At 64.6% G+C, this 12,146-nt stretch carries 14 protein-coding genes; 5 read left to right on the plus strand and 9 right to left on the minus strand.

Annotated elements, in window-relative coordinates:
* Window positions 1-32 precede the first annotated feature (32 nt).
* The 3 genes from ACZ1JC_RS05490 to ACZ1JC_RS05500 are packed head-to-tail and all read left to right on the plus strand — an operon-like array spanning window position 33 to window position 1,718.
* Window positions 33-806, plus strand: coding sequence for a hypothetical protein (locus ACZ1JC_RS05490; protein ID WP_465138938.1), 774 nt, complete (start codon window positions 33-35; stop codon window positions 804-806).
* Between the two features lie 17 nt (window positions 807-823).
* On the plus strand, window positions 824-1,420 hold the full coding sequence (locus tag ACZ1JC_RS05495) for a cytochrome c oxidase subunit 3 (RefSeq protein WP_465138937.1): 597 nt from the start codon (window positions 824-826) through the stop codon (window positions 1,418-1,420).
* A gap of 4 nt (window positions 1,421-1,424) precedes the next feature.
* A complete protein-coding gene (locus ACZ1JC_RS05500) occupies window positions 1,425-1,718 on the plus strand; it encodes a cytochrome C oxidase subunit IV family protein (protein WP_465138936.1) in 294 nt (97 codons plus the stop codon).
* Window position 1,719: 1 nt separating this feature from the next.
* Here the strand turns inward: ACZ1JC_RS05500 and ACZ1JC_RS05505 are convergent, their stop codons facing one another.
* From ACZ1JC_RS05505 to ACZ1JC_RS05540, 8 genes are all read right to left on the minus strand, one after another.
* The gene (locus ACZ1JC_RS05505) at window positions 1,720-2,289 is read right to left on the minus strand and encodes a TetR/AcrR family transcriptional regulator (RefSeq protein ID WP_465138935.1); all 570 of its coding nucleotides are present in this window, start codon (window positions 2,287-2,289) and stop codon (window positions 1,720-1,722) included.
* A 90-nt stretch (window positions 2,290-2,379) separates the two neighbouring features.
* Window positions 2,380-3,285: a LysR family transcriptional regulator gene (locus ACZ1JC_RS05510; protein ID WP_465138934.1), complete on the minus strand. Its 906-nt coding sequence runs from the start codon at window positions 3,283-3,285 to the stop codon at window positions 2,380-2,382.
* A gap of 49 nt (window positions 3,286-3,334) precedes the next feature.
* The gene (locus ACZ1JC_RS05515) at window positions 3,335-4,306 is read right to left on the minus strand and encodes a fumarylacetoacetate hydrolase family protein (RefSeq protein ID WP_465138933.1); all 972 of its coding nucleotides are present in this window, start codon (window positions 4,304-4,306) and stop codon (window positions 3,335-3,337) included.
* 2 nt (window positions 4,307-4,308) lie between these two features.
* The gene (locus ACZ1JC_RS05520) at window positions 4,309-5,097 is read right to left on the minus strand and encodes a cyclase family protein (protein WP_465138932.1); all 789 of its coding nucleotides are present in this window, start codon (window positions 5,095-5,097) and stop codon (window positions 4,309-4,311) included.
* Complete coding sequence (locus ACZ1JC_RS05525; RefSeq protein ID WP_465138931.1) at window positions 5,094-6,251, minus strand: alpha/beta hydrolase family protein; 1,158 nt, start codon at window positions 6,249-6,251, stop codon at window positions 5,094-5,096. Before ACZ1JC_RS05525 ends, ACZ1JC_RS05520 begins: the two co-directional genes overlap by 4 nt.
* Window positions 6,252-6,266: 15 nt before the next feature.
* Complete coding sequence (locus ACZ1JC_RS05530; protein ID WP_465138930.1) at window positions 6,267-6,716, minus strand: nuclear transport factor 2 family protein; 450 nt, start codon at window positions 6,714-6,716, stop codon at window positions 6,267-6,269.
* Window positions 6,716-7,618: a VOC family protein gene (locus ACZ1JC_RS05535; protein WP_465138929.1), complete on the minus strand. Its 903-nt coding sequence runs from the start codon at window positions 7,616-7,618 to the stop codon at window positions 6,716-6,718. Before ACZ1JC_RS05535 ends, ACZ1JC_RS05530 begins: the two co-directional genes overlap by 1 nt.
* A 25-nt stretch (window positions 7,619-7,643) precedes the next feature.
* Complete coding sequence (locus ACZ1JC_RS05540; RefSeq protein WP_465138928.1) at window positions 7,644-8,768, minus strand: FAD-dependent oxidoreductase; 1,125 nt, start codon at window positions 8,766-8,768, stop codon at window positions 7,644-7,646.
* A gap of 411 nt (window positions 8,769-9,179) precedes the next feature.
* On the opposite strand from ACZ1JC_RS05540, the gene ACZ1JC_RS05545 reads away from it, so the two are divergent.
* Window positions 9,180-10,223: an AI-2E family transporter gene (locus tag ACZ1JC_RS05545; RefSeq protein ID WP_465138927.1), complete on the plus strand. Its 1,044-nt coding sequence runs from the start codon at window positions 9,180-9,182 to the stop codon at window positions 10,221-10,223.
* An 85-nt stretch (window positions 10,224-10,308) separates the two neighbouring features.
* Window positions 10,309-11,385 carry a trypsin-like peptidase domain-containing protein gene (locus ACZ1JC_RS05550; RefSeq protein ID WP_465138926.1) on the plus strand — a complete coding sequence of 359 codons (1,077 nt, stop codon included), beginning with the start codon at window positions 10,309-10,311 and terminating at the stop codon, window positions 11,383-11,385.
* 149 nt (window positions 11,386-11,534) lie between these two features.
* Here ACZ1JC_RS05550 and ACZ1JC_RS05555 read toward each other — a convergent pair whose 3' ends face one another.
* A complete protein-coding gene (locus ACZ1JC_RS05555; protein WP_465138925.1) occupies window positions 11,535-12,134 on the minus strand; it encodes a beta/gamma crystallin-related protein in 600 nt (199 codons plus the stop codon).
* Between the last annotated feature and the right edge of the window lie 12 nt (window positions 12,135-12,146).

Here is a 12,146-nt window from a genome sequence, read left to right on the forward strand (position 1 = left end):
CGGCATCAACGCACGCATTCGGGCACTTCGGCATGAGCACGCTCGCCGCCGAAGCCGCGCACCAACCGACCGGCAAGATCGCACGAAACTGGCGCCATCACCCGAAGCTGGAGCTATGGCTGGCGTGGTACACCATCGTCGTCTTCTACAACGTCTTCGGCATCGTCTTCTTCGTGGTGACGCGCACCCAGCCGCCGCCGAAGGCATGGTGGAGCCTGTCGCAGATCGCCCAGTGGTTCGCGGACAAGCACGACGGGCTGCTGGCAGGCTTTTGCGTGATCTTCATGATGGGTGCCTTCGCCACGGCCTCCACGGCGCTGATCACTTATTCGATCCGGCGCATGTCAGTGAGCCCGGCCTTCGCCTATGCCTATCTGCTGCTCTATTCGCTGGCGGCCGTGCCGGGAATGCTGCTGACCTGCATTGCGCTGGTCGTCGGCGCCATGCGGCCGGATCGTGATCCGCGATTGCTGGGCCTGCTCTACGACATGGGCTTTCTGTCGTTCAGCGGGACGATGGGGATATTCCTTGTCGGTTCGGTGGTCTGGGCCGTCGCCATCCTGCTCGACCGCAACGGCGTGCTGCCCAAATGGTTCGGGTACTTCAACATCTGCAATGCGCTGACCGAGTTCGTGGTCGCCACCTGCTGCATCGTGAAGAGCGGCCCGTTCGCGTGGGACGGCACCATCGCCTTCTACATCAACATGGTGGTCTTCGGCATCTACACCGGCGTGTTCATCACATACCTGAAGAAGCTGATCGAGCAGGAAGACCCCGCCCGCGACTATCTGCCGAACCGTCCCTGATCCTTGCGAGACGCATCATGACGCAGCCTGCCCTTGCCGTCCGACCATCAGCATCCACAACACCCGCATCAATCACTCCGGGCCAGCCGGACATGTGGGTGCTGGTGATGATCGAGGCGCTCACCTTCTCCGCCTATTTCGTGGTCTACACGTTCTTCTATCGCCGCAATGCAGAGGCGTTCCTGCAATCGCAGGCACACCTCAACCTCTCTCTGGGCGTGCTGAATACCGTGGTGCTGCTGACCAGTTCGTGGTCGATCGCGCGCTGCGTGGAGCGATCGCGCGCCGGCGACTACCGCGCGGCGCTGCGCAATGCCTGGCTGACCATTGCCGGCGGCATCGCGTTCACCGGGCTGAAACTCTACGAATGGAGCGTGGAGATCGGCAAGGGCCTTACCTTCACCACCGATGCCTTCTTCTCCTTCTACTATTTCCTGACCGCGATGCACCTGCTGCACGTCATGGTGGGCTTCATCGCGCTGGGGGTGGTGGTCCACCAGATCGCCAACCCTGCCCGACGATCGCAGGAGATCATCGAGACCGGCGCCACCTTCTGGCACATGGTCGACTTCCTGTGGGTCATCATCTTCGCGCTGATCTATGTGATGAGGTGATCGCATGAACCTGTCCCCGCCTGACAAACTCTCCGGACCGCGCAGATTGCTGCTGAGCTGGTTTGCGCTGACCGCGATCACGCTGCTGGCGTGGTGGATCGGCGCACATCACGGGAAAGGCCCATTGCGGCCCGATGCCGCAGTGGCGTTCGGCGTCATGGCGATCGCGCTGATCAAAGTGCGGGTGATCCTGCGCGAGTTCATGGACGTCCGGCACGCCGGTGTGCGTCTGCGCGGGATCACCGATGCCTGGCTGATCGGCTTTGCGGTGGCGATGGCCGCCGCATACCTGCTCTGAATCAGTCTGACTGCGCGATGAGCTGCGCGACGAAAAGGCGGTCCATGATCTCTCCCACCTGCTCCGCCGAAAGCTGTCGTGCGCTGGACAGCCACCAGGTCAGCACTTCCACAGTCAGGCCGATGATCAGCACGGTGCCCACGCCTTCGGGAAGCCAGGTCCGCGCCGATGGCCAGTCCCGCGCGCGTTCCAGCGTATGGGCGGTCAGCGCCTCGCGCACGATCCCCGCCGCGCCGCTGGTCAGCAGCGCCGACCAGACGCGCCGCTTTTCCTCGACATGGCGGCACAGCGCCACGCACGAAGCGCGGCTGTCTTCGGAAGCCAGCAGCGGAAAGCTGTATTCGATCAGTTCCGCCGCCTCGGTATCGGCGAGATCGGCCAAGGCGGCCTCCTTGGAGGCGAAATGGCGGAAGAACGTGGTGTAGCCGATATCGGCTTCGGCGGCGATGTCCTTGATGGTGATCTGCTCGATCCCGCCGTTCTGCAGCAGAGTCTGCAGCGCATCGCGGATCGCCCGGCGCGTCTTGCGCATGCGCCGGTCCATCGTCGCTTCACTGGCTGGTGCGGCCATCGCTGCCATCCCTTCGATACAGAAGACAGCGATTTAGCACATAAGGATCATTTCATCCATAAGTGATCCGGTGTATCATAACTGGACCGATCATCCCTCCGCCGCCGTCCGCCGCACCTGATCGATCAGGTAGCGCAGGCCGCTGTCGGTCGACCGGGTGCGGTGATACTGGGCCACTTCCCACATGCTCGGGAACTCGAACGGCACGGCGGTATAGGCGATGGGCAATGCATGGCTGAGCACTTCGGCCAGCCGCTCATGCATCAGCGCCAGCCGCATCGTCCCGCGCAGCATCCACGGCACCAGGGTGAAGGAGGATACCACCGCCTCGATCCGCCGCTCCCGCTCCAGCGATCGCATGTACTTGTCGGCAAAGGTGGTTTCGCGGTGGCTGCCGATGGCGACGGCGACATGGCCGGCGGCGAAGAAATCGTCCTCGGCCATTCCGCGCGCGAAGATCGGGTTCTGGTCCCAGCCGGCGACGACGATGCGTTCCTCGTAGAGGTCTTCGGTGGGATGCGTGCTCAGCAGATAGTCGCGCGGGCTGATCATCAGATCGACGGTGCCGTGCTTCAGCCGTTCCAGCGAGCCTTCGTCGGGCGAGATGAATTCGAAGCGCAGCAGCGGCGCCTCCCGCGCCAGCCGTTCCGCCACGCGGACGAGCACCGCAGCCACCACATAGTCCGACGCGATCACGCGAAAAGTGCGCGGCGTTTCGGCGGGATCGAACGGCCGGGTGGAGGCCAGCAGCGAGTCCGTTGCGCTCAAATACGTGCGCAGCGGCTCGGTCATCTGCTCCGCAAACGGCGTCGCGTGCATGCGCCGGCCATCGAGCACCAGCAATTCGTCTCCGAAATACTGCCGCAGCCGCGCCAGTGCCGCGCTGACCGCCGACTGGCTGAGGCCCAATCGGTCGGCGGCGCGGCTGACGTTGCGCAGTTCCAGCAGCACGTCAAGCGCATGCAGCAGGTTGAGATCGAGACCCTTGTAACGCACTCGTAAGCCTTCCGTCGCGCGAAGGGGCGGCCCCCTCGCCGGCCGGACGTTAGGCGGGTGTCAGCTGTTTGGAAACGACCTGCTGATCGATGGCTCCGAACGGGGCAGAGCCGTCGGCCATGCGGCCTTCCATCCGGATGCGGTCTCCGAAGGCCATGAACGGCGTGCTCGGCTTGCCGTCACGGATGATCTCGATCGCGCGGACTTCGGAAATGCAGCTGGAGCCGACTTCGGCATAGTTCGGGTTGGACACCGTGCCCGATCCGATCACGGTTCCGGCCACGAGATCGCGGGTGAGCGCGGCGTGGGCGATCAATTCGTGAAAGCCGAAATCCATCTGCGCCGCGCTCGCCGCGCCAAACCGCACGCCGTTCCACTCGACGGCAAGGTCCATGCAGACGCGGCCGTCGCGCCACGCTTCGCCGAGGGCATCGGGGGTGACGGCAAACGGCGCCATCGAGCAGGGCGGCTTGGCCTGCACCCAGCCGAACCCGGTCTTCATCTCGACCGGGGCGATGGCGCGCAGAGACCAGTCGTTGATCTGGACCACCAGCTTGACGTGCTGCAGCGCCTGCTCCGCCCGCGTGCCCATCGGCACGTGATCGACGATCACGCCGAACTCGCCCTCGAAATCGATGCCATGCGCGGGATCGACGAAAGGCACCGGATCGTTGGGGCCGTAGAAGCGATCGGACATGCCCTGATACATCAGCGGACGATCGGTATCGACCGGAGGCAGATTGAAGGCGATCTGCATGAGTTCGCCGTGCGTGCCGAAAGCGGACCCGTCCAGCCACTGCCACGAACGCGGCAAGGGCGCGCGCAATCGGGCTGGGTCGAGATGACCGCCGCCGCCCTCAAGCACTGCGGCCAGACGGCGCAAGTCCGCTTCCGCCGCCTCCCAGCGCTCCATCGCGGCCAACAGGTTGAGCCCCGGCGCGGCAAGATAGCGCGCGCCGTCGCCCGACACGACGACCAGTTCGCCGTCCGGGCGACCGTTCTCCAGCGTTGCAAGGCGCATGGTCAGTCCTGAAAAATCGCGACCGCGCGGGTCCAGCCGGCGGAGGCGCCCTTGATCTTGTGCGGGAAGCACGAGACCGTGAAGCCGTGGCCGGGCAGCACTTCCAGATTGTGCAGCTTTTCAAGGTGGCAGTAGCCGATGTCGCGGCCCGCCTTGTGCCCTTCCCAGATCAGCGAGGTATCGCCGGTTTCCTTCACCTTTTCGGCGGTGTAGCTGAACGGCGCATCCCACGACCAGGCATCGGTGCCGGTAACGCGCACGCCGCGCGTCGTTAGGTACATCGTAGCTTCATAGCCCATGCCGCAGCCGCGGTTGACGTAATTGGGCTCGCCCAGCGCCTTGCCGGCGGCGGTGTTGACCAGCACGATGTCGAGCGGCTTCAGGTCATGCCCGATGCGGGCGAGTTCATCCTCCACATCCTTGGCGGTGACCACGTAGCCATCGGGGAAGTGCCGGAAATCCAGCTTCACGCCGGGCTGGAAGCACCATTCCAGCGGCACTTCGTCGATCGTGATCGAGCGCTCCGGCGCCCCGTCCTTGCCGTTCATGGTCGGGTGGAAATGATAGGGCGCATCAAGATGCGTGCCGCTGTGCGTGGTCAATTTCACCCACTCCGAGGCCGCGAAACCAGCGCCGTCCGGCGTGTCCTCGGCCGTCACGCCGGGGAAGAACATGTCCAGCTCGCCGGCCGTGTCCATATGCGTCTGGTAGGTGATCTCGGGCTTCAGGAACGGCGGATCGCTGACCACATCGTTGCAGAGCGTAATCGAGAGATCGACAAGGCGTGTCATGCGGTTTCTCCTCCGAGAGTCTCGGCAAACCAGTCGGAAATCAGGTCGCGGCCATAAGCCATATTATCGGCGCCGACGTGCTCCACGCCGCCTTCGCGGTCCGTGAAGATCACCTTTTCGCGGCGAGGCGAGTTGACCAGCTGGTCGTAGAGATCCTCGGCATAGTCCACGCTGATCTGGCGGTCGTTGGCGCCATGGGTGACGAGGAACGGCACGCGGATGGAACCCATGTGGCCGTTGAGGTTCATCGCCTCGGACTTCGCAAGGAAATCGTCCTGACCCTCGGCCCCGAAGGCCCAGTGAACGTGCGCCCAATAGTGCGGCACCGGGTTCTCACCCTCACGCGCCATGCGCTTGTCCTGCACTTCGCGCCAGTTGTGGTTGGCACCCCAGACCGCGCCCGAGGCAAAGCGCGGCTCATAGGCGACCGCGCGCGGCGCGAAGTGGCCGCCGAGCGAGATGCCGGTCATGCCGATGCGCGCGGGATCGACGTCGCCCTGCTGCTCCAGCCAGTCCACCGCCTTGCTCGCCCAGCTTTCGGAATGCGGATCGACGGGCAGGCCCTGAAGGCGCAGCGCCTCGCCCGATCCGGGCTGATCGACGCAGAGCGTGGAAATGCCCCGGCGCGCCAGTTCCTGCGGCAGACGGGTCCAGTAGAGCAGTTCCTTGCAGCTATCGAGGCCGTTGCAGAATACCACCACGGGCTTGCGGCCCTCTCCGGGCGCGCGCGTGAACAACGCCGGCATCGTGCCCGTTTCCAGCGGGATTTCCACGCGCTCCCGGTTCAGACGGCCGAGCGCGGTCGAGCGGTCGAAGGCATCGCGCGCCTTCGCGTAAGTCTCCTTGCGGCCGGGGTGGCCGTGGCCCTGCATCCGCTCCGCCGTGATGAGATAGAGCGAAGCCCGCTCCAGCTTGTTGGAGGCGGAGAACTTGCGCCCCTTCGCCTCGTCCTCGGCGGCGAGTTCCAGCAGCTTGTCGCCCATCGCCGCCCAGGCCTTCATGAACTGCGGCGTGCCCGCATCGGCGCCGTTCGCCGCGGCGTCGCGGATCGGCTGGCACATGTCGATGATCTCACCGAGCTGCGCGCCCGATTCCATCGCGATCGATACCGAGAGGTTCCAGATGTAGTTCGGAAAGTATTCGAAGAGGGCCAAGGGGGGCTCCTGTAATCAGAAATAGGGGTGCGGATTGACGGTCTGCGTCTGGATCGGCTGGAGCACATCCCAGTGCTCGACGATCCGGCCGTCCTTCAGGCGATAGATGTCGGCCACCGCACCGCCGGGATTGTCCGGCGAGGGGCGGCCGTGGAGGTGGATCATCGCCATGTCGCCATCGACCAGAATGCGCTTCACATCGAACGAAGCGCCGGGCGCGGAGAACTTCGGCTCCAGCATGGCGATCGCCGCTTCCCGCCCGTCTAGGATGGCCGGATTGTGCTGGATGTAGTCCGCCGCGACATAGCGTTCGAAGGCGGCGCGCACGTTGCGCTCGGTGTAGAACAGGCGGGCAAAATCGGTCACGACCGCGCGGTTACGCTCGGTCAGACTGTCCGGCCCCCGCGCCGAAACCAGCGCAAGGGCACAGGCGGCAAGCGCCGCGATCCGAAGCCCGCGCCGCATCAGGCGTCAGCCGGCTGGAACAGCCGCGCGTCGGGCGCGGGATGCGGCATCGTCTGCGGGCCGCCGACGCCGATACCCCACTGGTCCATGACCTGCGGCCCGGGAATGTGGACCTTGTGCTGGTGCGTCTCGAAATCGACCTCTTCCAGTTCCGAAGTGTACTCGACCGCGAAACCGGCCGGCGTCGTGAAGTAGCTGAAGGTGTTGTTGCCCGCCGTGTGGCGTCCCGGCCCCCAGCGCAGATCGGTGCCGCGCTGCTTCAGGCGGTGGATGCCGCGCATCATGTCGTCCACCGAAAGCATGTCGTAGGCCACGTGGTTGAGGCAGGGCGGCCCGGGCAGGATGGCGACGCGGTGATGCGCTTCGTTGCAGCGGAGGAAGCACATGAAATCGCCCAGCCAGTCGCTCACCTTGAAGCCCAGCACATCGGTGAAGAAGCGGACCAGCGCCTGATGATCGGGCGAGTGCATGACGATGTGGCTGATCTTCACCGGCACGCCTTCCCAGCGCGCCATGTCGCGCTTGCACAGCCGCTCGACACCCGCCGAAATCTCGAAAGGCAGGCCATCGGGGCTGAAGAACCGGAAGCCATAACCGCCGCCCGGCGCGTCCAGTTCGCGCGGCGCGAAGATCACCTTGCAGCCCGCCGCGACGACCTTGCCGTGCAGGGCTTCCACATCCTCGCGGCTGTCGGCGGCGAAGGCGATCACTTCGACATGATTGGCGGCGGACTTGTGAAGGCGGACGACGTGATGTTCGTCATGCCCCTGCGTCTTGAACCAGACGTAGTCGTCGGAAGCGGTGACTTCCTCCAATCCCCAATCCTGCGTGTAGAAGGCGCGTTCGGCGTCGAAATCCTCGACGCCATATCCGACGTAACGGATTTCGGTCACTCGGCTCATGGCTGCAATTCCTTGAATCAAAATATCAAATGGGCTGGCTGACGACCGCGAACATCTCTGCGGTGGCCTTGTGATTATCGACCGGCGGGCCCTTGCCGATCTGGCCGTGGCAGATCGCCAGAGAAGCCTCGACGATGTAGCGGCAGCGTTCGTAGCGGCGGGCGCGATAGGCCTCGAAAGCCTCCTCGGGCTCGGCGTGGATCGAAAGTTCCTCGGCCAGCACGATCGCATCCTCGATCGCCATGCCCGCACCCTGCCCCAGGTGCGGCGTGGTGGCGTGGACGGCATCGCCCAGCAGGACGACGCGGCCCTTGTGCCAGGGTCCATGCACCATCATGCCTTCCAGCGGGCGATAGACCACGCCTTCGTCCTCGGTGATCGCCTGCGCCAGTTCGCGGATCGCCGGAGCGGTGGAGGCGAGCTTCTCCCGCATCCGGTCGGCCAGGCCCTCAACCGCATAGCGCGGGTTTTCCGGCTCCGGCGTGGTGGCGTACATATACATCGTGTCGGCCGACATCGGCACCAGACCCACCCCGGTCGGCCCGTTGTAGACATGCAGGGCGTCCAGCCCTTCGGCGCGGGGAAAGTTGTAGCGCCACACAGACTGGCCGGTGAATTCGGGGCTCTCGGCGTCGGGCAGGATCATCTGGCGGGTCTGCGAATAGACGCCGTCCGCACCGACGACCACGTCGTAATCGCCCTCGCCACCATCCGAAAAGCGAACGTGGACGCCGTTTTCTTCCTGATCGAGCGTCACCACGGTCAGGCCCAGCCGCACCTCGGCGCCCAGTTCGCGCGCGCTGTCACCCAGCACCTTTTGCAGGGCACGGCGGCCGATGCCGACATTGGAAGGCTTGCCCTCCACCAGCGCGGGCGTGGGAATGCGGGCAACGCGGGTTCCGTCCGGAATGTAGATCTCCACCGCATCGAACCCGCAGGCGGCGTCGAGAAACGCGTCGAGCACGCCAAGCTGGTCCATCGCCCGCACCACGTTGGACTGCTGGATGATGCCCACGCCGTAGACCGACCATGCCGGATCCTTTTCGATCACGGTCACCCTATGCCCCGCGCGAAGCAGCGCAATCGCGGCCGACAGGCCGCCGATCCCGCCACCGATGACGAGGATGTTCAGGGATGCGGCTTCGACCATTTTCGCACTCACTCCACGCACTTACGGGCCCCTTGGCGGGGCTGCGGATCACACATGAGAAGTCGGGTATGGCAGTGCCCGCAGGCGCGCTTTCGCCGCGGCCCCGCGCAGTCCGTCATCGCCTTCAGCGCAATCCGATTCCGGACTGCCATCGCCTCTCTCGTTTATGCGGCCCGGTCATGTTCGGGCCGCTCGCCTTGAAGTCGCACGGCCGGGCGCATTACGGAAGTGAATTGAAATGATAATTTTATATCAATTCCGTCGATAGGTCGGAAGCAGGTCCGCCAAGCTTTCTCGCGCCTCTCTCAGGCCTTTCCCGGTGCCTCTCTAGGGGCCTTCCCCATCAATCTTGTCTGGCTTGCCCATATGCGGGTATCGTCTCTGCCAGCGTTCACCTGCATGGGGGCGAATATGGCCGGTCGAGCAATCACCGCATCGGTCGGCATGATTGCCGCCATTCTGGTGCTGGTCGTTGCCCGGCAGGCAAGCAGCGTTCTGGCGCCGCTGGCATTCGCGCTTTTCATCATCGCCATCGTCTGGCCCTTGCAGCAATGGCTGCAGTCGCTGATGCCCAAACTGCTGGCGCTGGCGTTCACCATGATGGCCACGGTTTCGGTCGGCCTATGCTTCGCCGCCGCGATCGTCTGGGGGGTCGGGCACGTATGGCGGTCGCTGCTGACGGATGCGGCACACTATCAGGCAGCCTACGAGAATGCCCTCGGTTGGTTTGAGGGGCACGGGATTTCGGTGCAGGGCCTGTTGATCGAGCATTTCGACACGGCGCGGATGCTGCGGATCGCGCAGCAAGTGGGTGGGCATCTGCACACCACGCTGATCTTCTGGATCGTGACGCTGACTTACGTGATCCTGGGCCTGCTGGAGGTGGAGGACATGCGCCGCCGTATCGCCGCGCTGGCCAACCGGGAAGCCGCGCGCATCCTGATCGACGCCAGCCGCAGCACAGCGATCCAGTTCCGCCGCTACATGCTCGTGCGCACGCTCATGAGCGTGCTGACAGGCCTGCTGGTATGGGCATTCGCCGGGATCGTCGGCCTGCCTTTCGCGGCCGAATGGGGCGTGATCGCTTTCGCGCTGAACTATATCCCCTTCATCGGCCCGTTCATCGCCACTCTGCTGCCCACGCTGCTGGCGATGTTGCAGTTCGACACCTGGCAGGCCGTGATTGTCGTGTTCCTCTGCCTCAATGTGATCCAGTTCATGGTCGGCAGCTATATCGAGCCGCAAGTCGCCGGCAACGTGCTGTCGATGGCGCCGCCGCTGGTGCTTTTCGTGATCTTTCTATGGACGTTCCTCTGGGGCTTCCCGGGCACCTTCATCGGCGTGCCGATCACGATCGCGCTGCTGACCTTCTGCCGCGAACACCCGCGCAGCCGCTGGGTCAGCGATCTGTTGGGCAAACGGGAAGCTCCCCTTTCGGGGAACCCCAGCGCCTGACCGGTGGAGTTTGGCCGCATAGAACGATCGCAATCGCATACCGTCGCTTTCGCTGGAGGAGGCCCCATTGCGCACTATCGGAAAAATGGCCCATCTATGGCTCGCCCTGACGGCCCTGACGGCGGGCTGCCGCGACGATCGGGCGCAAAAACCGCCTGAAAAGGCAACGTCCGCCGAAGCCGTCCAGCGGGTTGATGCCACGGCAAGCTTTGCCGGACTGGTGGGCAAGACCGCGCCCGCCGTCGTCAATATCGCCGTGGCCCAGCGATCGCCTTCCCAGGACAATCCCTTGTTCCGCGATCCGTTCTTTCGCCGCTACTTCGGCGAGCCGCCGCAACAGCAAACCCGCCTTTCCGCCGGATCCGGCGTGATCATAGACGGTCGGCAGGCCATCGTGCTCACCAACAATCACGTGGTGGAATCCGCACAGGTCATCCAGGTCATGCTGACGGACAGACGGCGTTACATCGCCGAATTGGTGGGAACCGATCCGCCCACCGACCTTGCGGTGTTGAGACTGCATGCCACCGGCCTTCCGCAGATCGCGCTGGGGGATTCGGACGCAGTGAAAGTCGGCGACCAGGTACTGGCGATCGGCAACCCGTTCGGGCTGGGGCAGACGGTGACTTCCGGCATCGTCAGCGCGCTTGGCAGGGGGCAGAGCAGAGACGGGTATGAAGGCTATATCCAGACCGACGCCGCGATCAATCCGGGCAATTCTGGGGGCGCCCTGATCGCGATGGACGGCACCATCATCGGCATCAACAGCGCGCTCTACGGGCCCGGATCCAATGTCGGCATCGGGTTTGCCGTACCGTCCGCCACGGCGCGTTTCGTCGTCACGGAAATCCTGTCGCATGGCGCCGTGCGCCGGGGCGGCATCGGCGTTTCGATCACCGACACCGTGCCCGCGGCAACGGGCGAAGCGCCGGTTCCCGGCGCCCTGATCGCGGGGATAGCGTCCGGCAGTCCGGCAGCGCGCGCAGGGCTGAGAGTGGGGGATGTGATCACGGCCGTATCCGGTCATCCCACTGCCACCGCTTCCGCGCTGCGTGACATTCTGGCGCGCACGCCGATCGGAACGATGCTCGACCTCACCGTCAGGCGTGGCACCGCAGACCAGCAAGTTCGCGTACAGCTAAGTGCGGGACGGGCTTCGTGAATTTTCAAACGGGCATAGCGCCCGTTTGAATGCGGCACCGGCCCTCTCCCCCACCCTGCCACCCAACGGTAGTATCCTGCGGGTGGCAGGGTGGGGGAGAGGGCCGGTGCCGCAAAAATTCGCGTTCCGCGAATTTTCAAACGCCTCTCTTACAACAAGGCGCGTGCGCAAAGGACATCGGCAACGTAAGTCCTTCCCTGATCCGTTTCCGTGGTCTGGCTGCGTGAAACCAGCCATCCCAGCGAGCGGCAGAACTGGTTCGCTTCCTGCCGTGCGCAGTTGGAGCCGCCTTGGCATTCTATCCGCTGCCCATTGCGCCGCGGCGCGGGAAAGAATTCCGACGCGGTTCCGCGCAAGGACTGTCCGACGCCGGTGCCCCATCCCCCTGTCGGCCGGATGGATGCGATGCTGCGGAATTGGGCATTGAGCGTGGGTTGATCGCGATCGATCGTCGTGCATCGGCCGGTAAAATTGCGCCCCGTGCAGATCTGCCACTCGCCGCTTCGCACCCGTATCGACCGCGCTTCCCAGCCGAGGTTGAGGTCCGTTCGCGATCCCGTGATCGACTGGAACGGGCCGCTGAAACGCGCATCGCGATGGATGATCGCTTCAAGCCCGCCCTGGTTCTGCGCCGTTGGCAGCGCGCGCTCGCTCTGCTGACTCATCGGCTGCGGATCGGTTTCCTGACTGGCGGCGACTCCCGCCGTCAACAACGCCGCCAGAAGCGTGGTTCCGAGAAGTACCCGCATCGCCGTTCTCCC

The organism is Sphingomonas sp. BL-S-28, from assembly GCF_055521515.1.

Bases quoted from the DNA above. Each gene is read 5' to 3' on its own strand.
- ACZ1JC_RS05490 (WP_465138938.1), top strand. From the start codon at position 33: ATGAGCACGCTCGCCGCCGAAGCCGCGCACCAACCGACCGGCAAGATC.
- ACZ1JC_RS05495 (WP_465138937.1), top strand. From the start codon at position 824: ATGACGCAGCCTGCCCTTGCCGTCCGACCATCAGCATCCACAACACCC.
- ACZ1JC_RS05500 (WP_465138936.1), top strand. From the start codon at position 1,425: ATGAACCTGTCCCCGCCTGACAAACTCTCCGGACCGCGCAGATTGCTG.
- ACZ1JC_RS05505 (WP_465138935.1), bottom strand. From the start codon at position 2,289: ATGGCCGCACCAGCCAGTGAAGCGACGATGGACCGGCGCATGCGCAAG.
- ACZ1JC_RS05515 (WP_465138933.1), bottom strand. From the start codon at position 4,306: ATGCGCCTTGCAACGCTGGAGAACGGTCGCCCGGACGGCGAACTGGTC.
- ACZ1JC_RS05520 (WP_465138932.1), bottom strand. From the start codon at position 5,097: ATGACACGCCTTGTCGATCTCTCGATTACGCTCTGCAACGATGTGGTC.
- ACZ1JC_RS05530 (WP_465138930.1), bottom strand. From the start codon at position 6,716: ATGCGGCGCGGGCTTCGGATCGCGGCGCTTGCCGCCTGTGCCCTTGCG.
- ACZ1JC_RS05535 (WP_465138929.1), bottom strand. From the start codon at position 7,618: ATGAGCCGAGTGACCGAAATCCGTTACGTCGGATATGGCGTCGAGGAT.
- ACZ1JC_RS05540 (WP_465138928.1), bottom strand. From the start codon at position 8,768: ATGGTCGAAGCCGCATCCCTGAACATCCTCGTCATCGGTGGCGGGATC.
- ACZ1JC_RS05545 (WP_465138927.1), top strand. From the start codon at position 9,180: ATGGCCGGTCGAGCAATCACCGCATCGGTCGGCATGATTGCCGCCATT.
- ACZ1JC_RS05550 (WP_465138926.1), top strand. From the start codon at position 10,309: ATGGCCCATCTATGGCTCGCCCTGACGGCCCTGACGGCGGGCTGCCGC.
- ACZ1JC_RS05555 (WP_465138925.1), bottom strand. From the start codon at position 12,134: ATGCGGGTACTTCTCGGAACCACGCTTCTGGCGGCGTTGTTGACGGCG.